Here is a 22,270-nt window from a genome sequence, read left to right on the forward strand (position 1 = left end):
TCAGTGGCGCACGCGGCCGTCGGCCGTCAGCACCGTGAGGTCGACGTAGCGCGAGCCGGTGTGCTTGTTCGGGCCGAAGTCGATGAAGTGGCCGCCGAGGTTCAGGTTGCTCAGCGATTCGAGCGCGCCCACCATCGAGTCGGGGGTGGGATTGGCGCCGGCCCGTTTCAGGCCTTCGACGAACACCCGCGCTGCCACGTAGCCTTCGATGCCGCCGTAGTTGGGTTCGAACTTCGTGCCCGACGACTTGCCGGCTGCGAGGTACTCGCCCGCGAGCGGGCTGGTGGCGCTGAACGGCAGCGGCATGACCTGGCTGATGACCACCCCGCGCGCGTCGGCGCCGAGTTCATTGACAAGCGCCTGGGTGCCCACGAACGACAAGTTGTAGAACCCGCCGGTGAAACCCGCCTTGCGCGCGGCCCGCACGAAGGCGGCGCACGACTTGTACGCGCTCACCTGCACGATCGCCTCCGGCTTGCCGGCGAGGATTTCCTTGACCGCGGTTTCCACCTCCACCGTGTTGCGCTCCACCGTGCCGAGCGACACGGCGGCCAGGCCCCGGGCCTTCAGTGCCTGGTTGACGCCGTCGAGGCCGGTCTGCCCGTAGCTGTCGTTCTGGTAGAAGACCGCGATGCGCTTGATCCCCACGGCGGTCAGCTGCTTGACGATCTCGGCGGTCTCATCGAAGTACGATGCACGCACATGGAACGCGTAGCGGTTGAACGGGGCACGCAGTGCCTCGGCGCCGCTGAACGGCGCGAAGAAGGGCGTGCGTGCGGCGGCCGCGAGCGGCAGGGCCGCCAGGCTGGTGGGCGTGCCCACGTACCCGAACAGCGAGAACACGTCGGCCGCCAACAGTTTCCGGGTGTTTTCGGCGCAGCGTTGCGGCTCGTAGCCGTCGTCGACACTGCGCAACTCGATGGTCCGTCCGTTCACGCCACCCCTGGCGTTCACTTGGTTGAACACGAGTTCCGCACCTTCCTTGAGCTGGGTGCCGAGCGAGCTGGCCGGGCCGGAAAACGGGGCCGATTGGCCGAGCACGATCTTGCGTGATTGTGCGATGGCGGGGAAGGCAAGCCCTGCCGAAGCAGTGGCGCCGAGCTGGAGGAGATGACGACGTTTCAAGAGAGGGTCCAGGTCAGCGGCGCACTTTGCCGTCTTCGGTCAGCATCGACACTTCGACGAAGTGCGAGGCCACGTGGTCGCGCGAACCGAAGTTCACGTGGAAACCACCGAGGTTGTTGTTCTGCACCGACTCGAGCGACGAGATCAGCTGCTCGCGGCTCGGGTTGCGCCCGGCGCGTTTCAGGCCTTCGACGAAGACCTTCGCGGCCACGTAACCCTCCATGCTGGAGTAGTTCGGCTTCGCGTCGCCGCCGGCCTTGGCCACCGCGTCGAGGTACTCGCGCGAGATGGGCGTGGTGGTGGAAAACGGGAACGGCATCACCTGGCTGATCACGATGCCGTGGCCTTCCTTGCCCAGTTCGTCGGCCAGCGCCTGCGTGCCCACGAACGACACGTTGTAGAACTGTCCGCCGTAGCCGGCCTTGCGGGCCTCGCGGATGAACGCGGCACACGCCTTGTAGGCGCCGATCTGCACGATGGCTTCCGGCTGGGCGGCAGTGATGTCGCGTACCGCCTTGGCCACGTCGACCGAGTTGCGCTCCACGGTGCCGAGTGCGGCCGGGGTGAGGTTCAGCGGCTTGAGCGCGCGCGTCACGCCATCGAGGCCGGCCTTGCCGTACGCGTCGTTCTGGTAGAAGACCGCGATCTTCTTCATGCTGAGCGACGTCAGCTGCTTCACGATCAGTGCCGTCTCGTCGTAGTAGGACGCACGGATGTGGAAGATGTTCTTCGCAAACGGGTCGCGCAGCGATTCGGCGCCCGTGAACGGACCGAAGAACGGGATGCGGCTCTCGAGCACGAGCGGCAGCGCGGCCAGGCAGGTGGGCGTGCCCACGTAGCCGAACAACGCGAACACGTTGTCCTTGATGAACTTCTCGGTGTTGGCCTTGCAGCGATCGGGCTCGTAGCCGTCGTCGAGCGAACGCAGCTCGATGGTGTGGCCGTTGACACCGCCGCTCGCATTGACGGCGTCGAAGTACACGCGTGCGCCGCGGTTCATCTGGATGCCCAACTGGGCGGCCGGGCCCGTGAAGGCAGCCGACTGACCCAGGACGATGCGGCGTTCGGATTGCGCGAAAGCAGGCAGGGCCAAGGCGGCGCTGCCGGTCAGCAGGTTCTGGATCAGGGTGCGTCTTTTCATCGGAGGGGTCTCGATCAAGGCGAAGCGCGCAGGCATCATGCATGCGGTGGGGCAGTGTAAATACCGATTGGCAGCTTGTAAGCTTCCGTGACATTCGTTCACGTCCGGAAATCGAAGGCCCCGTGAAATCCTTCTCTCGGGGTGACGAAGTTCGTCACTTCGGTAAACATTCTGGCAACCGAATTTCGTGATGGCTGTCACGTTTCTGCCAACAGCTTGGCGCGGAGGCACCCCCGAGGCGCGGGGGTGCCTTGCCAGTGTCGCAGCGGGCCTCTACCCTTGCCCCCCAACGCAGCAGCGGGGACTTGCTCTCGGCCCCACGCTGTTTTCGACCCCTACGCCGCCGTTTCGAGCGGCGACCTCATTTTCATCACACCTCTTAAGGAAGCAGCATGTCGGCTGTCATTGGGACGGGAGACACTCCGTCTGGAGCTCTTGGAATACTGGCCAAGGAACGCACGATCGCGGGCCCTGGCTTCAACCGCTGGCTCGTGCCGCCCGCGGCACTGGCGATCCACCTCTGCATCGGGATGGCCTATGGCTTCTCGGTGTTCTGGCTGCCGCTGTCGAAGGCGGTGGGCATCAACTCTGCCCTGGCCTGCCCGAAGGACATGGGCCTGGTGGCCGAGCTGTTCGCCACGAACTGCGACTGGAAGATTTCCACGATGGGGTGGATGTACACCCTGTTCTTCGTGCTGCTGGGCTTGTCGGCTGCGCTTTGGGGCGGTTGGCTCGAACGCGCTGGTCCGCGCAAGGCCGGTGTGGTCTCGGCGGTGTGCTGGTGCGGTGGCCTCGTGCTCGCGGCCATCGGCGTGTCCATCCACCAGATGTGGTTGATGTGGCTGGGGGCCGGGGTCATCGGGGGCATCGGGCTCGGGCTCGGGTACATCTCACCCGTCTCGACGCTGATCAAGTGGTTCCCGGACCGCCGTGGCATGGCCACCGGCATGGCCATCATGGGCTTCGGCGGCGGCGCGATGATCGGTTCGCCGCTCGCGGCCGAGCTGATGAAGACCTTCGCCACGCCCGACAACGTCGGCGTCGCTTCCACGCTGCTCGTGATGGCCGCGGGCTACTTCGTCTTCATGATGGCCGGTGCCTTCGGCTACCGCGTGCCGCCGAGCGGCTGGAAGCCCGAAGGCTGGACGCCGCCGGCCGCCCAGGTCGACAACCAGATGATCACGCGCCGCCACGTGCATGTGAAGAAGGTCTGGGGCATCCCCCAGTTCTGGCTCGTGTGGATGGTGCTTTGCATGAACGTCAGCGCCGGCATCGGCGTGATCGGCATGGCCAGCCCGATGTTGCAGGAAGTCTTCGGCGGTTCGCTGATCGGCCTCACGCAGAAGTTCGGTGAACTCGACAAGACCCAGCTCACCGCCATCGCCGGCGTCGCCGCAGGCTTCACCGCGCTGCTGAGCCTCTTCAACATCGGCGGCCGCTTCGTCTGGGCGAGCCTGTCCGACCGCCTCGGCCGCAAGGTGACGTACATCGTGTTCTTCGTGCTGGGTGGCCTGCTGTACGCCAGCATCCCGGCCAGCGCGTCGGCCGGCAGCAAGCTGCTCTTCGTGGGTGCCTTCTGCATCATCCTGAGCATGTACGGCGGCGGTTTCGCCACCGTGCCGGCGTACCTCGCCGACCTGTTCGGCACGCAGATGGTGGGCGCCATCCACGGCCGCCTGCTGACCGCATGGGCCACCGCCGGCATCCTGGGCCCCATCGTCGTGAACTACATGCGCGAGTACCAACTCGGCCTGGGCATCCCGCGCGAGCAGGTCTACAACCAGACCATGTACATCCTCGTGGGCATGCTCGTGATCGGCCTGATCTGCAACCTGCTGGTTCGCCCGGTCGCCGACAAGCACTTCATGACGGACGAGGAACTCGCCGAAGAGAAGCGCCTGGCCCACGACCGCAGCGTTGCCGCGGAAGTGACCGGCAGCGGTTCGGGCGGCACCACGCCCACGTTCGTCGTGGCGCTCGCCTGGGCCGCCGTGACGATCCCGCTGCTGTGGGGTGTGTACCGCACGCTGCTGAGCGCCGCGAAGGTGTTCAGCTGATCCGGCTCACCCTCTCGACATGAAAAGGCCCGCGCAAGCGGGCCTTTTTTGTTGCGGCTGGCTACTGGTCGAGCCCGTGGGTTCGAAGAAAGGCCGACAGCAGGCCGGCGATCTCGCCGTTGTTGAGATCGGAGAACGGAAAGTGCGTGTTGCCGCGGATGCCGATCTCCGGGAGATGCACCACCGTGGCGTTGCCGCCGTGCCGGTTCACGGCTGCTGCCCACAGCCTGGCCATCTGCAGTCGCACGCGCCAGTTGTCCTCGCCGAAGTGCTTCGACGGCTCGCTCGGGATGTTGTCGCCGTAGTAGATGACGATCGGAATTCGCGTCAGCTTGGCAAATTCCGCTGGCGGCACGGCCACCCCTTCGAGCGGGCCGGTGGCGCTCGGCATCGGGGCCGGCAGCTCACCTTCGGGAAAGACAAAGCCGCTGCCCGGTTCGTAGGACACGATGGCCCGCACCCGCGGATTGTTCATGGCCACGGTCCAGCCCATTCCGCCGCTGTGCGAATGCGTGACGAGCACGCCCGGGCCGATTCGGTCGAACAAGGCAGACACGGCACGGGTCACGACCTGGGTGTCGAGCGGTCCCGTGTCGGGCACCATCTGGCGGAAGTACTGCGCCAGGGCCAGCGGGTCCTGCGAGAACTGCACGCCCGGGAAAAACGCCGGCCAGCGTCCCAGCCGGAACGTGTTGAACCAGCGTTGGTCATCCGGTGTGGCGGGCAGCTCAGCCGCCACCGTGCTGCGTGCGGCGCCACCACGGCGGCTGATCGACCACATGCACCGGAAAGCGTTGGCGCAGCAGGAGCGTCTGGAAGCCCTCGCGGCCGTCGGGTGTGCTCTCCCAGGTCTTGCCGAACTGCCCGAAGCCGTGCCACAGGACGAGGGGCAGCTTCCGCGCGTTCACGGGCACCTGGTAGAAGACACGGGCGTGATCACCGTGGAGGGTCTGCCCCGCGAGGCCTGGCTGATCCGGGTCGTAGGTGCCAGGACTTCTCACCACCGTGCCGCCGACCGCGAAGCTGCCTTGCTCCTGGATCATCAGCGGGGACGACGTCGCCCCGGCCTTGTCGGCGGCGTGGCTGACCACGCCGGTCGTGAGCAGCCAGGCCGCCATGACGGTTCGAGCGACGTTCGCTGGGTGGTGTCTGGTGAACATCCTGGTTTCCCGTGGGTAGGCCGGCTGGTCAAGGTTTGCTCGCGAACACGTCGCGCGCCACACCGATGGCCGTGACGGCGTTGGGCCAACCGGAATAGAAGGCGAGGTGCGTGATCGTTTCGACCAACTCGTCCCGGGTCACGCCGTTGTCGCGGGCGAGGGCCATGTGCGAGCGCAACTGGTCCGGGCGGTTCATCGCGATCAGGGCGCTCACCGTGACGAGGCTGCGGTCGCGCGGCGGCAGGCCGGGCCGGGTCCACACGTCGCCGAACAACACGTCGTCCGTGAGTTGTGCGAGCTTCGGCGCCACGTCGCCCATCAAGCGCTGCGCGCGCGACGGTTGTGCCGCCTGGGGTGTCTCGGGGGTCTTGGCACTTCCGTACTGCGTGTCGGTCACCTGCTCCAGCCAGTCGACGGTCTTGCCGTCCAGTGCCTCCGTGATCGCGACATGGCTCATGGTGCCACCCGGCCCCGCGCCATGCCAATGCTTGACGCCGGCGGGGATGTGCACGACGTCACCGGCGCGGATGTCTTCCACCGGCCCACCCCAGCGCTGCACGCGGCCGGTGCCGGCCGTCACGACAAGCGTCTGCCCCAGCGGGTGGGTGTGCCAGGCGGTGCGAGCACCCGGTGAGAACGTGACGGTTCCGGCCGACGCGCGTTCGGGCCCGGCAGGCGTGTGGAGCATTTCCACCTTGACCTGGCCTGTGAAGTTCCGGGCCGGTGCGTCGTTGACTGCGCGGGTACCCGCACGCGAGATCAGCAGGTCGTCGCCGGCCGCCAGGGCGGGCGACAACATCGACAGGGTCAGCGCGAAGGTGCAAATGGATTTCATGGCGTGTTCCCGGGGTGGCTGTAGAGATCAAGAAGCAGGTGCCGCCCGGGCAACTCTAGGAAAATCACAGACATGCGCATAGCTGTCGGACAGTTGATTGATTGACAAGCAGTGGCGGACAATCAGGGCGAAGAGGAGACCCTGCCCATGAACGAACTGCGCGCCATTTCCATCTTCGTCCGCGCGGCCGAACTGGGGAGCCTGCGCAAGGCCGCCGCGGCGTTGGACATCAGCCCACAGGCGGCAAGCCAGGCCCTGGCACTGCTGGAGCAGCATCTGGATGCGCGCCTGTTCCACCGCACGACCCGCGCCATGTCGCTGACCGACGAAGGCCGGCAGTTCCTGGAGGAGGCCCAGCCGTCGCTGGTCGGGCTCGAACGGGCCATGCGGGGCGCCAAACGGGCGAAGGATGAGTTCGCAGGGCCACTGCGCATCGTCGGCCCCCGGAGCACCTTCCAGCACATCCTTTGGCGGCTCCTCGACGAGTTCTGCACCCAGCACCCGGGCATCCAGCCCGACGTGCAGCTGGAGGACCGTGTGGGCAGCTGGGTGGAAGACCGCGTCGACGTTGGATTCCGGCTCGGTTCCTCGACACACGAGGGTGTCATCGCGCGACGCCTGTTCCCGGTGCAGCTGGTCACCTGCGGGTCACAGGCCTACTTCGACCGGCAGGGTGCGCCCGACAGCGTGTCGGCATTGCAGTCCCACCGTTGCAGCGTGTACCGCAACCCGGGAACGGGCAAGGTCGTCCCGTGGCGCTTCAAGGTGGGCAACGATCTGATCGAACAGCCCGTGGTGCCGGCCATCCACACCAACGACGAGGCCCTCGAACTCCAGGCCGTGCTGTCGGGGCGGGTGCTCGGCCAACTGGCCGGCGTCACGGCTGCGCCGTACATCCGTTCCGGCCAGTTGATTCCCGTGCTGTCGGACTACATGCCCGAGCACTACAGCTACTTCGTCTATTTCGGCAGTCGCAGTTCGCAGCCGGCGCGTGCGCGCGCCTTCATCGATCTTGCGGTCAAGCGCCTGACCAACAACCGGGAGTACGTGCTCAGCGCGAAGGAGCTGAGAGGCGGGTCGAGGGCGCGGCCGCCTGGTTGACCGCCTCAGGTTCAGGCCGCCGAGGCCTTCATGGCCTGGCGCACGAGGTCGTCGATCTTCGAGGTGATGGCCGACAACTCGCCAGCCACGACGGCGAACTCGCGTCCCGCCCCGCCGGCCCGGGCGGCCGCCACCTGGGCGTTGAAGGCAACAATGCGCGCGTGCTTGGCGATCGACTCGATGTCGTTCAACACGCCGGTCAACTGCGTGCGCGACGCGGCGGCGTGGGTCACGGCAAGGTTCTCGTACACCTGGGTGATCTGGTTCAACACGGCCAGCAGCGGCGTGGCGCCGTCCACCAGCTGCGCCACGAGGGCCGCCGCACCACCGCCGCGGGTGGCAAGCAGGTCGTGGGCGCGGCGGGCCAGGCCGATGAACTCCCGGATCGTCTTGTCACCGCCTGTCGGGCCCAGGTAGGCATCCTTCAGTTCGTCGCAGAACAAGCCCGGCACCGTGCCGTTGCCGTTCACGAGGGCCTCGTGCGCCTCGGAGAAGGTTGCCAGCGCCGCCTGGGACAGCGCGAGCGCACCGTCCTGCTCTTGCAACGCGAGCACCGCGTACAGCACGACCCGTTGCGACGTGAAGCGGCGCCGGCCGGAGAGGTTGATCAGCGTGCCGTACACCTGGCCCGAAGGCCGCAACGTGGTGCCTGCGGGCGGGTGCCGGGTGGGTGCTTGCGCTTGTTGAAGGTGCAGCATGGTCGTGTTCCGTGTGGTGGTTCACGCGCGGTCGACCCTGGATGGGGCGGCAGGGCGTTTGCCTCACGCAGGAAGCAGGGTTTGTACCAGCGGTTACGGATGCGCCCCAAGGCAGGGCGTTGGCCGGGTGTGCTCACACCTGCTCAGGCGTTCGGCGGGTCTTCGGGGTACTGCGCCGCCCCTTCGATGGGGGTCATCCAAGCCTCGCGCCGCTTGATCCACAGCTCTTCGGTGGGCACGAGGCCACAGGGTCCGCCGTCCAGCGCGCCGAGTTTCACCTCCACCTCATGCTCTTCCGGCCGGAGGGCATACAGGCGGGTGCCGCAGCGGGGGCAGAAGTCGCGGCCTTCCCACGTGCGCGTTTCACCGCCGGTGGTGAACGCGGCGGTGTCCCACACGGCATAGGCCATGGCGACGCTGCCGGTTTCCTTGCGGCATGTGGTGCAGTGGCACAGGCCCACCTTCTGCGGTGGGCCGATCAAGGCAAAGCGGACGCTGCCGCAGCTGCAGCCGCCGAGGCGGGTGTTGGGAGGAATGCGCATGGCAGATCCTTTCGAGCCCGGCCCCGGGGAAAGCGGGGATCAATCGCGGCCGGGCTTGCGGTAGCCGCCTTCGATCCAGGCGGTGGCCGAGTCGCGCGTGAGCTTGAACGCCGGTGACACCCCGACCCGTGCGAGTTCGTTGCCATCGCCATCGCGGTCGCGGGCGGTGAGCACGGCAGTGGGGTCGTCGTCGTCGGGGGTGATGTCCATCGTGACGCGGATGCGTGTGAGGCCCAGGTCCACGTCGACCTGCTTGTGCAGGATGGCGTGCAGCTGCTGCTCGTGGCGGCGCAGCACCTCGTTGGCGGTTTTCACGAGCGTGTGGAACGCCGGGGCGTCGAGGGGCTTGGGGTTTTTCTTGTCGCGGCCCATGGTCCATGGGCCCACCAGCGCGGCTTCGGACTGGCCGTCCTGGGTCATGGCAACGGCCCAGCCGTCGTCGTCTTCGTTCTTGATGATGCGGGCGGTCCAGCCGTCGTCCTGCCAGAGCGTGGCTTGCTGGAGGGCGACAGGCGCTTCGTCTTCGATGGCAAAGGTCATGGTGGCGTGCGCAAATGAGGTTGACTGTAAGTTTATACAGTATTCGAGCGCGCTGGCAACCATCGGTGCGCGGGCCGCGCCGCCGTCATCGCGGCGGCATCGGTGCTGCAAGCGTGGGTGTGATGGCCGATGCCGGGTGGCACGCGCACGCGTGTTCGCCGGTGGCCGTCATGAACGACTGCAGGATGGCGCAGGACCGCGTGGGGTCGCCGTCGCACTGCTGGCGCAGCGACAGGAGCTGTTGTTCGAGTGCCTTCAACGCCGCCAGTTTCGCCTGCACGGTGGTGATGTGGCCGTCGAGCAGCGCGTTGACCTGGGCGCACGAGCGGTCCGGCGCGGCCGCGAAATCGATCAGCGTGCGGATCTCCGGCAGCGGGATGTCGAGCGAACGGCAGTGGCGGATGAACTGCAGCCGCTCGCGGTGCTCGGTGGCATAGGCGCGGTAGCCGGACGGCTCGCGCCGGGGTTCGTCGAGCAGGCCTTCGCGCTCGTAGAAGCGGATGGTCTGCACGTCGCATCCGACCTGGGTGGCCAACTCGCCGATTCGCATGGGGTGTTTCTTTCGCGGGAACGCTGTATCGAGTACAGGGTTGCCACTGTACGGGGTTGGCCGGGACTTCGCCGGCGATGGCGCCGAAGGCGCAAGGGCAGCAAGGCGATGCGCCTGCGTCAGCCGGCAGCGGCTACCGCCCGCCAGAAACTCTCGGGCGTGGCCGGCGACGCCCCGGGCTGCCGGTACAGGCGGATGTCGACCGGGATGGCCCAGCTCGCGTCGCCCGCGGGCACCAGGCGGCCCGAGGCCAGTTCGTCGCCGATGAGGCTCTGCGGCAACCAGGCGAAGCCGCGGCCGTCGAGGGCCATCGACTTCAACACGGTGGCGAGGTGGGCGGTGAACACCGGTTCGGTGTGGGCGCTGTCGAGCGCCGCGCCGCGCAGGGCCCGCACGAGGCGGCCGATGCCGGATTCGGCGCTGTACGTGAGCATCGGCACCTTGCTGGCGGGCGCCTTGCCCACGCGGCGCAAGGCGTGGCGCGGCCGGCCGCGGGCGTCGGGCGCGCTCACCGGCAGCAGGTCGTCCGTGCCCACCCGCACCGATGGGTACCCCGCCTGTTCGAGCCGGTTGGGCAGGTGCTCGTGGGCGTGGCACAGCACGAACTGCACGCGGCCCTGCAGCATCGCGGCCTCGCACTGCTGCATGACGTCGGAGACGAGTTGCACCGGGCCCACCGTCAACCGCGATTCCAGGCTGCGCAACCACGTGGGCAGGAACGTCAGCGACAGCGCATGGGTGGACGCGATGCGCAGCGTGGCCGAACTGGCATCCGCCACGGCGCGCGCCTCGTCGGGCACGCGGTCGACCCGGGCGAGGATCTCCTGTGCCACCGCGCGGAACCACTCCCCCACCTCGGTGAGCGTGACCGGGTGGCCGGTGCGGTCGAAGAGCGTGACCCCCAGCCAGTCCTCCAGCGCGCGGATGCGCCGGCTGAACGCGGGCTGGGTCATGTGGCGATCCTCCGCGGCACGGGAGAAGTTGCCGGTGGCGGCCAGGGCCAGGAAGTCGTCGAGCCAGATCAGGTTCATGGGCGAGGGGCAGCAGCAGTGCCCTGTGAGCATGCAAGCAGACCGAAGCGGCATTGGTCAGGACGAACCCGTACGGCGATCATTTTCCAGTCGAGTCCGCGAGCTCGATGCGATCTGCCCCTTGTCCCGTTGCCCCGTTGACCCCAGGAGACACCATGCCCTCGACCCCCGACTACCGCGGCATCATTCCCGCCATCGCCTGCCCGTTCACCAGCGATTACCGGATCGACGAACCTGCGTTGCGCAAGCACGCCTCCTGGCTGGCCACGCAACCCGGGGTTGTCGCCGTGATGACCAACGGCCACACCGGCGAGGTGTTCTCGCTGATGCCGCGCGAGCGTGCCGAGGTGACCCGCATCGTGGCCGACGAGCTGAAGGGCCGGCTGCCGGTCATCTCGTCGATCGTGTGCGAAGGCATCCGCGACGCCCAGGAGCAGGCGTCGATGGCCCGGGAGGCCGGCGCCCGCGCGCTCGACGTGATGCCGCCCCACCACTGGCTGCGGTTCGGCTTCCGGCCGGACCACGTGAAGGACTATTTCGCCGCGATCGGCGAGGTGGGCCTCGACCTCGTGGCCCACGTCTACCCTGCCTGGACCCGCGCGTCGTATTCGAGCGCCACGCTCGCCGAACTGGCCCGGCTGCCGTACGTGAAGGCCTTCAAGGTGGGCCAGCGCGACATGAACAAGTACGCGGCCGACATCCAGGCCATCCGCGCGGCGGACCCCGCCAAGGTCATCCTCACCTGCCACGACGAGTACCTGCTCGCGTCGATGGTGCAGGGGGTGGACGGGGCGCTGGTCGGGTTCGCCACCTTCATCCCGTCGCTCATCAACGACCTGTGGGAAGCGGTGAAGGCCGGCGACCTGAAGAGGGCCATGGCCGTGCAGGACGTGATCACGCCGCTGAAGGATGCGGTGTACGGCGGCGGCGAGCCTACCGGCGAGGCGCACGCGCGCATGAAGATGGGCATGTACCTCGCGGGCGTGCTCGACTCGCCCACCGTCCGTCCCCCGACCGAGTCACCGAACGACGCCGAGATGGCGGCGCTCCGTGCCGCCGTGGCCAACGCCGGCCTGCTCAAGCGCTGACACGGAGGCCCCATGCAACGCCAACAGTTCCTGCGGCTCGCCGCCGCCGCGTGGCTCGGCCTCTGCGGCGCCGCGTTCGGCCAGCAGCCGTACCCGGCTGCCAAGCCCGTGACCATCATCATTCCGTTCCCGCCGGGCGGCACGCTCGACGCCGTGGGCCGCCAGCTGGCGCAAAAGCTCGGCGAGCAGATGCACCAGACGTTCATCGTGGAGAACCGCCCCGGTGGTGCCGGCACCATCGGCGGCACGATGGTGGCGAAGGCCCCGGCGGACGGCTACACGTTGCTCTTCAACGCGTCGGCGCTCACCACCACGCCGATGACGATGAAAACCCCGCCGTACGACGTGGCCAAGGACTTCCAGGCCATTGCCCTGGTGGCCAAGGCCCCGCTGTCGGTCTCGATCAACAAGAACCTGCCGTTCAACGACGTGAAGGGCCTGCTGGCGTATGCCAAGACCCATCCCGGCAAGCTCACGTTCGCGATCGGTTCGGCCGCGTCGGCCGGCCACCTGTCCACCGAACTGCTGAAACGGGCCGGCAACATCGAGTACGTGATCGTGCCGTACAAGGGTTCTGCACCGGCCTACCAGGACCTGGTGGGCGGCACCATCGACGGGTTCATCGACCCGATCCTCGGCGCCACCGGGTTCGCCAAGGCCGGCCAGCTCAAGATCATCGCGGTGACCTCGAAGGCCCGCCTGGCCACGTTGCCCGACGTGCCCACCGTGGGTGAAACCGTGCCCGGCTACGAGTTCTACAGCTGGTACGGCCTGTGGGGGCCGGCGGGGCTGCCGAAGGAGATCGCGCAACGCCTGAACGACGAGGTCAACAAGGCGATCCGTGGCGAGATGAAGGACAAGCTGACCCAGCAGGGCCTGGTGCTGACCCCCGGCTCGATCGAGGACTTCGCGCGCTTCCAGAAGGACGACATGGCGCTGTCGGCCAAGATCATCACCGAGGGGAAGATCCGTGCCGAATGACCGCCATGCCGTGGTCACCGGCAGCAGCTCGGGCATCGGGCTCGCGATTGCCCGTACGCTGCTAGCCGATGGCTGGTCCGTCTCTGGCCTCGATGTGTCGGCCCCGGCCATCGACCACCCGGCATTCCAGGCCGTGGCCGTGGACCTGGGTGACGGCGCCGCCACGCGGGCGGCCGCCGCCAGGTTCACCGGTGCGCAGGTGCTCGTGCACGCCGCCGGCGTGTTGCGGGTGGCGCCCCTCGGGGCCTTGCAGGCGGCCGATGGCGACCTGATGTGGCGGCTGCACGTGCAGGCGGCCGAGGTGCTGGCCGATGTGCTCGTGCCCGCGATGGTGGCCGCCGGGCGCGGGCGCGTGGTGCTCGTGGGCAGCCGCGTGGCACAGGGCAAGGCCGGCCGCAGCCAGTACGCCGCCAGCAAGGCCGCACTCGCCGCGTTGGCGCGCAGCTGGGCCGCCGAGGTGGTGGCCCATGGGGTGACCGTCAACGTCGTGTCGCCCGCCGCCACCGAGACGGCCATGCTCGGCGACCCCCGGCGCCAGAGCGAACCCCCGGCGCTGCCACCGCTGGGCCGCCTCATCCAGCCCGGTGAGATCGCATCGCTCGTCGCTTACCTGCTGTCGCCCGCCGCGGCGCCGATCACGGGCCAGGACATCCAGGTCTGCGGTGGCGCCTCGCTGCCGCGCTGACCCCTCTCTCCCTTTCTTCTCTCCCTTTCTTGTCTCTACGGAACACCTCCCATGAAGATCATCGACATCCGCGAAGAAACCAAGCCCATCAAGTCGAACATCCGCAACGCCTACATCGATTTCTCGAAGATGACACTGAGCCTCGTGGCCGTGGTCACCGACGTGATCCGCGATGGCAAGCCGGTGGTCGGCTATGGCTTCAACTCCAATGGCCGCTACGGGCAGGGCGCGCTGATCCGCGAGCGGTTCCGCCCGCGTGTGCTGGAGGCCGATCCGGCGAGCCTGCTCGACAGGCAGCGCGACAACCTCGACCCGCACAAGGTGTGGGCCACGATGATGACCAACGAAAAGCCCGGCGGCCACGGTGAACGGTCCGTGGCGGTGGGCACGATCGACATGGCCATCTGGGATGCCGTGGCGAAGATCGAGAAGAAGCCGCTGTACCAACTGCTCGCCGAGCGGTACGGCAACGGCACGGCCAACCGCAAGGTGTTCGTCTACGCTGCCGGCGGCTACTACTGGCCGGGCCAGGGCCTCGAAGGGCTCGAGCGCGAGATGCGCAGCTACCTCGACCGCGGTTACTCGGTGGTGAAGAAGAAAATCGGCGGCGCGCCGCTTGCAGAGGACTGCCGGCGCATCGAGGCGGTGCTGAAGCTGCTCGGCCCGGGCCAGCGCCTGGCCGTGGATGCCAACGGGCGTTTCGACGTCAGGACGGCCGTCGCCTACGCCAAGGCGCTCTCGCAGTACGACCTGTTCTGGTACGAGGAAGCGGGTGACCCGCTGGACTACGCCCTGCAGGCCGAGCTGGCGAACCACTACGACAAGCCCATGGCCACCGGCGAGAACCTGTTCTCGATGCAGGACGCCCGCAACCTGATCCGGTACGGTGGCATGCGCCCGGACCGCGACTGGCTGCAGTTCGACTGTGCGCTCAGCTACGGCCTCGTCGAGTACCTGCGCACGCTGGACATGCTCAAGGACAACGGCTGGTCCCCGTCGCGCTGCATCCCGCATGGCGGCCACCAGATGTCGCTGGCCATCGCCGCGGGGCTGGGCCTGGGCGGCAACGAGTCGTACCCCGACCTGTTCCAGCCGTATGGCGGGTTCCCCGATGGCGTCACCGTCGACAACGGCCACGTGATGCTGCCCGAGCTGCCGGGCATCGGCTTCGAAGGCAAGGCCGACCTGTTCGCGGAGATGCGGGCGCTGTCGGCTTGACGCGACGGGGGTGGCTGGTACTCAGCCGGCTGTGTCGGTCAGCGGGTTCAGTGCCAGCCACGCCTCGAAGTTCGTGCGGGCGGCATTGGTGAGCAGGCTGCCGAACCGGGCCCGGTCGGCCAGGTACAGGCAATGGCGGATCAGCGTGAACGGGTTGAGCCGTGCGGTGGAGCCCTGCGATTCGAAGTGCGCCTGGTACCGCTTGACCCGCGTGATGTGGGTCTTCAGGTGGGTGTTGAACTTGCCGCGGGTGATGTCCGGGTCGAGCGACACGATCCGTTCGGTGAAGCCGTCCACCTTCTGCGGGTCGAACTCGTCGGTGCGGAAGAAGTGGCGGGCGATGCGGACGAACGCGAACGCGTCGAGCGCCACGTTGCGCCGCCCCGCCACGGCTTCACCCGGGCCGGCCCGGGCGATGGCGCCCTCCGGCTGCTCCTCGACGGCGATGTCGGCGGCCACCTCGGAGGCCACCCGGGCCAGTTCTTCCTCGGTGGAATCGCGGATCTCGCGGAACTCGCGGTCGGCCAGCTCGAACAGCGCGGCCAGCGTGTTGATGCGGCGCTTGAGCCGGTTGGGGATCGACTTCTTGTACTTGATCTTGTGGTCGAGCACGCTCCAGGAGTCCTGGATGATGGTGCGGATCTGTACCTCGAACTGGAAGCCCGCGTAGGCGCGGTGTTCCGGCAGCGCACGCCGCTCGGCGCCGAGCCGCAGGTCGAGGTGCAGGCCCTTGTAGCCGAACGAACTTTCCGTGTTCTCGATGGACGCGATCTTGTTCGTCACCTCCATCACCTCGAAATGACGGGCGAGCTGGTCGCGCAGCTTCTCGATGTCGTCCTCGTACAGGCACACGATGCGCAGGCCGATCAGGTCCATGACGTGGTCCTTGATCGCGTACGGGGCGCCGGTCTTCTCGAGTTCGGCCCGGTACTTCAGGTCGAACTTGTTGATGCATTCCTCGCAGTCCTTGACGCGGCCCTCGACCTTCGAGATGGCCACTTCGCCCGTGTCCACCACGAGGGAGCGGACCAGGGCCAGGAAGGCGTTCTTGGCGTCTTCCAGCACGCGCGTGTTCGCATCGTGGAACGCGCGGAACGCGTTCTTTTCCGCCTCGAAGTCTTCCTGTGCCATGGGGTTTCCGTGTCGCTTGTTGTCGGTTCGATGGTACGGCACGGCCGTCAGGCGGTGTCCGACAGCTGCGCCGCCATGAAATCGATGAAGGCCCGCGTGCGCTGCGGCAGCCGCTTGCGGCTCGGGTAGTACATGTGGAAGCCGAGGTCCGCGGGGCGCACCTCGGGCAGCACCACGACGAGCCGCCCCGCCTGCAGGTCGCCCGCGGCGGTGATGTCGTCGAGCAGGCCGATGCCCATGCCGGCGCGCACCAGTGCCACCTCGGATTCCGGGTCGTTGGTGCAGAAGACCGGGTCGGGATCGAACGCGCCGGCGCCGGGCAGGTCCCACGGCCACAGCTTGCCCGACTGCGAATCGCGGAAACCCGTGCAGCGGTGCTGGCGCAGGGCCTCGATGCTGTCGGGGGTGCCGTGGCGCGCCAGGTACGACGGCGCGGCACACAGCCGCTGTCGCACCGCGAACAGGCGGCGCGCCACCAGATCGCCGCGGGGTTGGTGGCCCGACCGGAAGCCCACGTCCACCTGCTGGTCCACCGTGTCCGTGAACGCGTTGGCGGTGACGAGTTCGATGCGCACGCGCGGGTGCCGCTCGCAGAAGCGGGCGATGGGCTCGGCGAGAACGGCACGCGCGGACGGCGCGGCACTGACCCGCAGCGGCCCCACGACCTGCAGGCTTGTCGCGTTCACGATGTTCAGTGCGCGGGCCAGTTCGTCGAGCGGCGTGCGCGTGAGGTCGAGCAGCGATTGCCCCTCCTGCGTGAGGCTGCAGCGGCGCGTGGTGCGGTGGAGCACGCGCACACCGAGGTGGTCCTCCAGCTGGCGGATGCTCTTGCCCACGGCCTGTGCCGTGATGCCTTCATCGACCGCCACCCGCTGGAAGCTGCCCAGGACGGCCACCTTCGAGAAGAGCCTCAACGCACGCAATTGATCCATGGCCTTCGATTCCCAACTTTCGGTTTGCAATGTGACGTCGCGCGACGGGCTTCTCCGGTGGCAGGCGGCTGCCTACAGTGGATGCACACCCACCCACCACCCGGAGGCCTTCCATGAAGCAACACCCACTCGGCAACGACCCGACCGTCCACGTGTCCGAACTGTGCCTCGGCACCATGTATTTTGGTACGCGGATCGACGAACCCACGTCGTTCGCCATCCTCGACCGCTTTGTCGACGCGGGCGGCACCTTCATCGACACCGCCAACTGCTATTGCTTCTGGACCGGCGGCGGGCAGGGCGGCGAAAGCGAGCGGCTCATCGGGCGGTGGCTGCGCAGCCGCGGGCTGCGCGACAAGGTGGTGCTGGCCACCAAGGTCGGGGCCGCGATCGTCGATCGAAGCCGCCCCTATTCGGCGCTCAACCGCGAGGGCCTGGCCGCGGCAACGATCAAGGCGGAGGCGGCAAAGAGCCTGAAGCACCTCGGCGTCGACCGCCTCGACGTGTACTACACCCACGTCGATGACCGGGCCACCGCGTTCGAGCAGACCTTGCGCGGGCTGGCCGAGTTGGTCAGCAACGGGGACGTGGCCGTGGTCGGCGCCAGCAACTACCCCACGTGGCGGCTCGCGTTGATCCGCGACATCGCGCGCCGTTCGGGCCTGCCGCTGTTTCGTGCGGTGCAGATGCGCCACAGCTACCTCGAGGCACGGCACCTGCGCGTGCCGGCCCCGGAGGTCTCGCAGTTCCCCGTCACACCAGAATTGCTCGACTACGCCGGCACCGATGGTGCGCTCACCGTGCTGGGATATTCAGCGCTGCTCGAAGGCGCCTACGTGCGGCCCGACCGACCGCTGCCGCCCGACTACGACACCCCGGGCGCGGACCGCCGCCTGGGTGTGTTGCATGCCGTGGCCAGCGAGCTGGGGGCCACGCCGAACCAGGTGGTGCTGGCATGGATGCTCGCGGGCACCGTTCCCGTGACACCGGTGCTCGGGGTCAGCAGCGTCGCGCAACTGGACGAGGCGCTGGGTGCCACCACCTTGCGCCTGGACGAGGCGACGATGCGCCGGCTCAACGACGCGTGACGGCCCCGGCCCGCGGAATCCAGTACGCCAGTTGCGCGGCGGCGCCCAGCGCGATCACCCCGGTGACCGCGATGCCGGCGCCCAGGGTCAGCGTGGCGGCCATGAAGGACAGCAAGGCGGGCCCGCACGACGAACCGATGTCGGCCATCAGCCGCCACACCCCGAGGAAGTGCGCGCGGCCGATGCGCGGCGAGTGGTCGGCGCCGAGCGTCATCACCATGCCCGACCCGATGCCGTTGCCGAACCCGATGGCCATCGCGGCCAGCAGCAGCGTGGTGGCGCCGTGGGTGAACGGCGTGAGCAGCAGCGCCGCGCCCATGATGACCATCGAGGGAACCGCCACCCAGCGGCGGCCCTTCAGGTCCATCAGCCGGCCGGCGGGGTAGAACACGAGCATGTCGACGCCGCCGGCCAGGCCGTAGATCAGTGACGCCACCGACGGCGCCAACGCGAGGTGGTCCGCCCACAGCGGGATGATGGCCTGCCGGCTCGCCCGCACGGCGCTCACGAGCATCACGCCGATGCCCAGCGTGATGAAGATGTGGCGGTGGTCCTGCAAGGTCGACCGCAGTGTCGGGCGGGCGGCGGGGGCCGTGGGGTCGGCGGGGGGAGCCTCGAGGTCCGGCATGCGGGCACCCACCACGGCGGCCACCGCGAGGGCCACGATGCCCACCCCGTAGGCACCGTCGATGCCGTGCAGGTGGATCACTGCGGACGCCACGAACGGGCCGATGAACATGCCGATGCGCATCACGCCGCCGAGGGTGGACAGCGCGCGTGCGCGGTAGGCCACCGGCACCGCCTCGGTGAGGTAACTCTGGCGCGCGAGCGTGAACACCGCCTGCGACATGCCGATCATGAAGGCGCCCACGAGGAACACACCGAGGTGGCGCGTCCATGCGCACAGCGCCATCGCCAGCGCGCTCCAGGCGGCTGCTGCGACGATGGCCCATCGCTCTCCCTTGTGCATCGTGATCAGCGACGCCGGGATGTTGCTGACGAGCGAGCCTACGCCGATCAGCATCACCACCAGCGCGGCCATGGCCACGGATGCCCCGAGGCCGCGCGCGCTCAGCGGGATGACCGGGAGGATGGCGCCCTCGGCGAGGCCGAACAGCAGCGAGGGGGCAAAGGCGGGGACGGCGATGCGCCGCAGCGAGAAGGCGTCAGGGGGCACGGGGATGGCGGGTTCGATGCGACCGCGCATTTTCGCGCTGGGGGCGGCTCGGTGCAGGGGCCTGTGGAATGCCCGTCCCCGCAGCACCGGGAGCCGCGGTCGCTGTGCATGGTCAAACCCGGCCCCGGTCTACGTCCGGAACCATGCCTGCGCATCTGTGAAAGGTCCGAGGATGGTGCGTTGTGCACTGTGCACGGGCGATGCGCAGCGCATCGTGCTGCGCGAAGACAGCGAGTGGCGGCCGGTGTGGAACCGTGTCCATTTCCATGCCGAGAGGGCCCCCGCGACGCCGGGTCGGCAGCGCTGCGCCGGTCGGCCGGTGAGGTTGTGCCAAAGACGATCAGGCACGCTTAATGCATTAAGCGACACACTACTTTACCGACCGGGAGGATTGAATGTTCCTTAAGACGAAGCTCTCCGCGAGCCTGGTGCTTGCCTTCGGAGGTGCTATCGCGCCAAGCGCGTTTGCCCAGCAGGCCCTTGAACGGGTGGAGATCACCGGCTCGTCGATTCGTCGCGTCGACGCCGAGGGCGCCCTGCCCGTCACGGTGCTTCAGCGCGCCGACATCGAGAAGACCGGCGCCACCAGCGTCACCGACTTGCTCCAGAAGATGCCTGGCCTGCAAGGCGGCACCACGGAGTCGACCTCCGTCGGCGGCGACGGCAAAGGCTTCGCCGGTGCATCGATCCACAACCTCACCGAGAACCGCACGCTGGTGCTGTTGAACGGCCGCCGCCTCGCGAACTACGGCGGGCAAAGCCTGACCGGCAACCTGGCCGGGTTCGACCTGAACAGCCTTCCGCTCGCCGCCATCGAGCGCGTCGAAGTGCTGACCGATGGCGCGTCCGCGCTGTACGGTGCCGATGCCATCGCCGGCGTCGTCAACTTCATCACCCGCCGCAACATGAGCACCGGCGACCTGAGCCTCGGTGCCTCGCGTCCGAAGGGCGCCGTGGCACGCGAAGAGCGCTTCAGCCTGAGCAAGGGCATCGGCGACCTCGAGACCGACGGCTTCAACCTGATGGCCTCGTTCGCGGTGGACCGTCGCTCGCCGATGAACGGCACGGACCGCTCGTTCTCGAAGACCGGTGTGATCGATTTCGAGAACGGCGGCAAGCGCTACCAGGCCTTCCTGGGCTCGGTCCGCGGGGCACCGGCGAACGCCACCGACGATGCAGGTGACCTGGTCAATCCGCACTACTTCCGCACCGGCGCCTGCGCTTCGTCCAACATCAAGGTCACCGACCCGGGCACCAACAAGACGTCCTGCTACTACGACTTCGCGTCGAAGCTCGAGACGTACTCGGAACGCAAGCGCCACAGCTTCTTCACGACCGCCACGGTCAAGGTCGCCCCCGACCACACGGTGTTCGCCGACGTGCTGCTCAGCCGCAACACCAGCAGCGGGAAGCTCGCTGCGGTGCCGGTTGAAATCGGCATTGCCGCGGGCAGCGCGCTGCACGACGAATACCTCGCACCGATGGGCATCACGGGGGACTCCGTGGCCTACTGGCGCGCGGCCGACCTGGGTGGTCGTACCGACGAGAACATCTCCGACTTCGGCAACGTCGTCATCGGCGCGAACGGCCTGCTGGCCGGCTGGGACTACAAGGGCGCCATCACCCATTCGGAAAGCCGCTTCAAGCAGAACATCTCGGGCTACCCGGGCGGCCTGGCCCTGAACCGCCTCCGCGACAGCGGCACCATCAACCCCTTCCTGGAGGTCGGCCAGCAAGACGCCGCAGGTGTCGCAGCGCTGTCCGCCGTGGCCTACAAGGGCCTCTGGGACGCGGGCGATTCGAAGCTGACCTCGGCCGACCTGAGCGGTTCGCGCGAGCTGTTCCAACTGGCCGGTGGTCCGCTGTCGCTCGGTACCGGCGCGAGCTTCTACCAGGAGCAGTTCGCCGGCAAGCCGTCCCTGTTCGCCCAGGGCAAGCTCGCTGACCCGGTTGCCGGCACGTTGTGTACGCCGGGCCTGCAGTACCCGGATCCGGGCGCCTGCGACCAGCGCGCCGGTGATGCCGCCGCCATCGTGCCTTACAGCGCGAAGCGCAACGCCTACGGCCTGTTCCTCGAGCTCAACGCCCCGCTGGTCAAGAGCTTCGAGCTGAATGGCGCTGTGCGGTACGACCACTACGACGACTTTGGCAGCACCACGAACGGCAAGACCAGCTTCCGCTGGACGCCGGTGCAGGGCCTGCTGTTCCGTGGCTCGGTGGGCACGGGCTTCAAGGCGCCCACGGTGCCGCAGGTCAAGGCCACGGCGCAGCCATACGGCGTGACCAGCGCGGCCTACGAGTCGACCGCAGCCCTCGAAGCCATCGCCACGTCGTTGGGTGCACAGACCCGTCCGGGCGAGGTGCAGTATGACCAGACCGCCGGCGGCAACGCCAACCTGAAGCCGGAAAAGTCGCGCCAGGCCACCATCGGCATCGTGTTCGAGCCGGTCCCGAGCGTCTCGCTCGGAGCCGACCTGTGGCACGTGGCCGTGCGTGACGTGATCGGCCAGGTCAGCGAAGGCAGCGCCTTTGCCGACCCGGCCAAGTACGCCAGTTCCTGGGCCGTCCAGCGCGACAACGCGACGGGCATCGACTACATCGCGTTCAAGGCCGACAACCAGAACCTGGGCAAGCTGTACTCCACCGGCATCGACTTCAACGTGCAGGGTCGCACCAGCACGCCGTTGGGCCGCCTCACCACGCAACTGCTGGCCACGTACATGCTGCGTGAGAAGAAGCAGCAGGCCGCCGGTGGCGAATACTTCAGCGCCGTCGGCCAGTACGACCCCTCGCTGACGACGGTGACGTTCCGCTGGCAAGGCCGTGCCACCGCGTCGCTGAAGACCGGCAACTGGACCAACACCCTGCAGGCCAACTTCAAGTCGGGCTACAAGGATGCGGTCGCGGAAGTCCAGATCGTCAACGCCGACGGCACGCTGAGCGGCGAGTACGAGGACGTGCAGCTGAAGATCAAGCGCTACGTCACCTTCGACTTCCAGTCGCAATTCCAGGCCACGAAGAACTTCTCGATCACGGCCGGCCTGCTGAATGTGTTCGATCGTGACCCGCCGCTGTCGCTTGCCAACGGCGGGCTGGGCAAGGGCCAGATGTTCGGCTACGACGACCGCTACTACGATGCGCGCGGCCGCACGCTGTACGTCAACGGCAACTTCACGTTCTGAGGTCACGG

General features: G+C 67.9%; 21 protein-coding genes. 8 read left to right on the top strand and 13 right to left on the bottom strand.

Features of this window, described 5'->3' with window-relative positions:
- The gene (locus ASC87_RS08895; RefSeq protein ID WP_056659719.1) at window positions 1-1,125 is read right to left on the bottom strand and encodes an ABC transporter substrate-binding protein; all 1,125 of its coding nucleotides are present in this window, start codon (window positions 1,123-1,125) and stop codon (window positions 1-3) included.
- Between the two features lie 13 nt (window positions 1,126-1,138).
- Window positions 1,139-2,266, bottom strand: a complete 1,128-nt coding sequence (locus ASC87_RS08900; protein ID WP_056659721.1) for an ABC transporter substrate-binding protein — start codon at window positions 2,264-2,266, stop codon at window positions 1,139-1,141.
- Between the two features lie 392 nt (window positions 2,267-2,658).
- Between ASC87_RS08900 and ASC87_RS08905 the strand changes: the two genes are divergently transcribed.
- On the top strand, window positions 2,659-4,323 hold the full coding sequence (locus ASC87_RS08905) for an OFA family MFS transporter (RefSeq protein ID WP_056659723.1): 1,665 nt from the start codon (window positions 2,659-2,661) through the stop codon (window positions 4,321-4,323).
- A gap of 61 nt (window positions 4,324-4,384) precedes the next feature.
- Here the strand turns inward: ASC87_RS08905 and ASC87_RS08910 are convergent, their stop codons facing one another.
- The 3 genes from ASC87_RS08910 to ASC87_RS08915 form a co-directional block, all read right to left on the bottom strand.
- Entirely contained in the window at window positions 4,385-5,104 is a 720-nt protein-coding gene (locus ASC87_RS08910; protein ID WP_369820746.1) for an alpha/beta fold hydrolase, read from the bottom strand.
- Window positions 5,052-5,441: a hypothetical protein gene (locus ASC87_RS33695; RefSeq protein WP_369820747.1), complete on the bottom strand. Its 390-nt coding sequence runs from the start codon at window positions 5,439-5,441 to the stop codon at window positions 5,052-5,054. The genes ASC87_RS08910 and ASC87_RS33695 overlap by 53 nt, the downstream gene beginning before the upstream one ends.
- A gap of 70 nt (window positions 5,442-5,511) precedes the next feature.
- A complete protein-coding gene (locus ASC87_RS08915; protein ID WP_056659725.1) occupies window positions 5,512-6,318 on the bottom strand; it encodes a carboxymuconolactone decarboxylase family protein in 807 nt (268 codons plus the stop codon).
- 141 nt (window positions 6,319-6,459) lie between these two features.
- Here ASC87_RS08915 and ASC87_RS08920 point away from each other — a divergent pair, with 141 nt between their 5' ends.
- On the top strand, window positions 6,460-7,419 hold the full coding sequence (locus ASC87_RS08920; protein ID WP_056659855.1) for a LysR family transcriptional regulator: 960 nt from the start codon (window positions 6,460-6,462) through the stop codon (window positions 7,417-7,419).
- Window positions 7,420-7,430: 11 nt separating this feature from the next.
- On the opposite strand, the gene ASC87_RS08925 is transcribed toward ASC87_RS08920, so the two are convergent.
- From ASC87_RS08925 to ASC87_RS08945, 5 genes are all read right to left on the bottom strand, one after another.
- Window positions 7,431-8,117, bottom strand: a complete 687-nt coding sequence (locus ASC87_RS08925) for a methyl-accepting chemotaxis protein (RefSeq protein ID WP_056659727.1) — start codon at window positions 8,115-8,117, stop codon at window positions 7,431-7,433.
- A gap of 143 nt (window positions 8,118-8,260) precedes the next feature.
- A complete protein-coding gene (locus tag ASC87_RS08930) occupies window positions 8,261-8,659 on the bottom strand; it encodes a GFA family protein (RefSeq protein WP_056659730.1) in 399 nt (132 codons plus the stop codon).
- A gap of 39 nt (window positions 8,660-8,698) precedes the next feature.
- Window positions 8,699-9,199 (bottom strand): hypothetical protein, encoded by a 501-nt coding sequence (locus ASC87_RS08935; protein WP_056659732.1) that lies wholly within the window; start codon window positions 9,197-9,199, stop codon window positions 8,699-8,701.
- A gap of 85 nt (window positions 9,200-9,284) precedes the next feature.
- Window positions 9,285-9,749, bottom strand: a complete 465-nt coding sequence (cadR, locus tag ASC87_RS08940) for a Cd(II)/Pb(II)-responsive transcriptional regulator (RefSeq protein ID WP_056659740.1) — start codon at window positions 9,747-9,749, stop codon at window positions 9,285-9,287.
- 119 nt (window positions 9,750-9,868) lie between these two features.
- Window positions 9,869-10,780, bottom strand: coding sequence for a LysR family transcriptional regulator (locus tag ASC87_RS08945; protein WP_056659743.1), 912 nt, complete (start codon window positions 10,778-10,780; stop codon window positions 9,869-9,871).
- A 155-nt stretch (window positions 10,781-10,935) separates the two neighbouring features.
- On the opposite strand from ASC87_RS08945, the gene ASC87_RS08950 reads away from it, so the two are divergent.
- Genes ASC87_RS08950 through ASC87_RS08965 form a run of 4 tightly spaced genes read left to right on the top strand, consistent with a single transcriptional unit; the run spans window position 10,936 to window position 14,752 of the window.
- Window positions 10,936-11,868: a dihydrodipicolinate synthase family protein gene (locus ASC87_RS08950; protein WP_056659746.1), complete on the top strand. Its 933-nt coding sequence runs from the start codon at window positions 10,936-10,938 to the stop codon at window positions 11,866-11,868.
- 12 nt (window positions 11,869-11,880) lie between these two features.
- Window positions 11,881-12,849 carry a tripartite tricarboxylate transporter substrate binding protein gene (locus tag ASC87_RS08955; RefSeq protein ID WP_056659749.1) on the top strand — a complete coding sequence of 323 codons (969 nt, stop codon included), beginning with the start codon at window positions 11,881-11,883 and terminating at the stop codon, window positions 12,847-12,849.
- Window positions 12,839-13,534, top strand: a complete 696-nt coding sequence (locus tag ASC87_RS08960; protein ID WP_056659752.1) for an SDR family NAD(P)-dependent oxidoreductase — start codon at window positions 12,839-12,841, stop codon at window positions 13,532-13,534. Before ASC87_RS08955 ends, ASC87_RS08960 begins: the two co-directional genes overlap by 11 nt.
- 51 nt (window positions 13,535-13,585) lie before the next feature.
- The gene (locus ASC87_RS08965; RefSeq protein WP_056659758.1) at window positions 13,586-14,752 is read left to right on the top strand and encodes a mandelate racemase/muconate lactonizing enzyme family protein; all 1,167 of its coding nucleotides are present in this window, start codon (window positions 13,586-13,588) and stop codon (window positions 14,750-14,752) included.
- Window positions 14,753-14,773: 21 nt separating this feature from the next.
- On the opposite strand, the gene ASC87_RS08970 is transcribed toward ASC87_RS08965, so the two are convergent.
- On the bottom strand, window positions 14,774-15,883 hold the full coding sequence (locus ASC87_RS08970; protein ID WP_056659760.1) for a GTP pyrophosphokinase family protein: 1,110 nt from the start codon (window positions 15,881-15,883) through the stop codon (window positions 14,774-14,776).
- Window positions 15,884-15,930: 47 nt separating this feature from the next.
- Window positions 15,931-16,815 carry a LysR family transcriptional regulator gene (locus ASC87_RS08975; RefSeq protein WP_056659761.1) on the bottom strand — a complete coding sequence of 295 codons (885 nt, stop codon included), beginning with the start codon at window positions 16,813-16,815 and terminating at the stop codon, window positions 15,931-15,933.
- A gap of 113 nt (window positions 16,816-16,928) precedes the next feature.
- Between ASC87_RS08975 and ASC87_RS08980 the strand changes: the two genes are divergently transcribed.
- The gene (locus ASC87_RS08980; RefSeq protein WP_056659763.1) at window positions 16,929-17,903 is read left to right on the top strand and encodes an aldo/keto reductase; all 975 of its coding nucleotides are present in this window, start codon (window positions 16,929-16,931) and stop codon (window positions 17,901-17,903) included.
- Here ASC87_RS08980 and ASC87_RS08985 read toward each other — a convergent pair.
- Complete coding sequence (locus ASC87_RS08985) at window positions 17,890-19,110, bottom strand: MFS transporter (RefSeq protein WP_056659765.1); 1,221 nt, start codon at window positions 19,108-19,110, stop codon at window positions 17,890-17,892. The genes ASC87_RS08980 and ASC87_RS08985 overlap by 14 nt on opposite strands.
- A 365-nt stretch (window positions 19,111-19,475) precedes the next feature.
- Here ASC87_RS08985 and ASC87_RS33510 point away from each other — a divergent pair, with 365 nt between their 5' ends.
- The gene (locus ASC87_RS33510) at window positions 19,476-22,262 is read left to right on the top strand and encodes a TonB-dependent receptor domain-containing protein (protein ID WP_056659768.1); all 2,787 of its coding nucleotides are present in this window, start codon (window positions 19,476-19,478) and stop codon (window positions 22,260-22,262) included.
- Window positions 22,263-22,270 lie beyond the last annotated feature (8 nt).

The organism is Rhizobacter sp. Root1221, assembly GCF_001425785.1.
In the GTDB taxonomy this organism is placed as follows: domain Bacteria; phylum Pseudomonadota; class Gammaproteobacteria; order Burkholderiales; family Burkholderiaceae_C; genus Rhizobacter.

What these genes read in the sequence shown, in the direction of transcription:
- ASC87_RS08900 (WP_056659721.1), bottom strand. Translation starts at nt 2,266, where the DNA reads ATGAAAAGACGCACCCTGATCCAGAACCTGCTGACCGGCAGCGCCGCC.
- ASC87_RS08905 (WP_056659723.1), top strand. Translation starts at nt 2,659, where the DNA reads ATGTCGGCTGTCATTGGGACGGGAGACACTCCGTCTGGAGCTCTTGGA.
- ASC87_RS08910 (WP_369820746.1), bottom strand. Translation starts at nt 5,104, where the DNA reads ATGTGGTCGATCAGCCGCCGTGGTGGCGCCGCACGCAGCACGGTGGCG.
- ASC87_RS33695 (WP_369820747.1), bottom strand. Translation starts at nt 5,441, where the DNA reads ATGGCGGCCTGGCTGCTCACGACCGGCGTGGTCAGCCACGCCGCCGAC.
- ASC87_RS08915 (WP_056659725.1), bottom strand. Translation starts at nt 6,318, where the DNA reads ATGAAATCCATTTGCACCTTCGCGCTGACCCTGTCGATGTTGTCGCCC.
- ASC87_RS08925 (WP_056659727.1), bottom strand. Translation starts at nt 8,117, where the DNA reads ATGCTGCACCTTCAACAAGCGCAAGCACCCACCCGGCACCCGCCCGCA.
- ASC87_RS08930 (WP_056659730.1), bottom strand. Translation starts at nt 8,659, where the DNA reads ATGCGCATTCCTCCCAACACCCGCCTCGGCGGCTGCAGCTGCGGCAGC.
- ASC87_RS08935 (WP_056659732.1), bottom strand. Translation starts at nt 9,199, where the DNA reads ATGACCTTTGCCATCGAAGACGAAGCGCCTGTCGCCCTCCAGCAAGCC.
- cadR (WP_056659740.1), bottom strand. Translation starts at nt 9,749, where the DNA reads ATGCGAATCGGCGAGTTGGCCACCCAGGTCGGATGCGACGTGCAGACC.
- ASC87_RS08945 (WP_056659743.1), bottom strand. Translation starts at nt 10,780, where the DNA reads ATGAACCTGATCTGGCTCGACGACTTCCTGGCCCTGGCCGCCACCGGC.
- ASC87_RS08950 (WP_056659746.1), top strand. Translation starts at nt 10,936, where the DNA reads ATGCCCTCGACCCCCGACTACCGCGGCATCATTCCCGCCATCGCCTGC.
- ASC87_RS08955 (WP_056659749.1), top strand. Translation starts at nt 11,881, where the DNA reads ATGCAACGCCAACAGTTCCTGCGGCTCGCCGCCGCCGCGTGGCTCGGC.
- ASC87_RS08965 (WP_056659758.1), top strand. Translation starts at nt 13,586, where the DNA reads ATGAAGATCATCGACATCCGCGAAGAAACCAAGCCCATCAAGTCGAAC.
- ASC87_RS08970 (WP_056659760.1), bottom strand. Translation starts at nt 15,883, where the DNA reads ATGGCACAGGAAGACTTCGAGGCGGAAAAGAACGCGTTCCGCGCGTTC.
- ASC87_RS08975 (WP_056659761.1), bottom strand. Translation starts at nt 16,815, where the DNA reads ATGGATCAATTGCGTGCGTTGAGGCTCTTCTCGAAGGTGGCCGTCCTG.
- ASC87_RS08980 (WP_056659763.1), top strand. Translation starts at nt 16,929, where the DNA reads ATGAAGCAACACCCACTCGGCAACGACCCGACCGTCCACGTGTCCGAA.
- ASC87_RS08985 (WP_056659765.1), bottom strand. Translation starts at nt 19,110, where the DNA reads ATGCGCGGTCGCATCGAACCCGCCATCCCCGTGCCCCCTGACGCCTTC.
- ASC87_RS33510 (WP_056659768.1), top strand. Translation starts at nt 19,476, where the DNA reads ATGTTCCTTAAGACGAAGCTCTCCGCGAGCCTGGTGCTTGCCTTCGGA.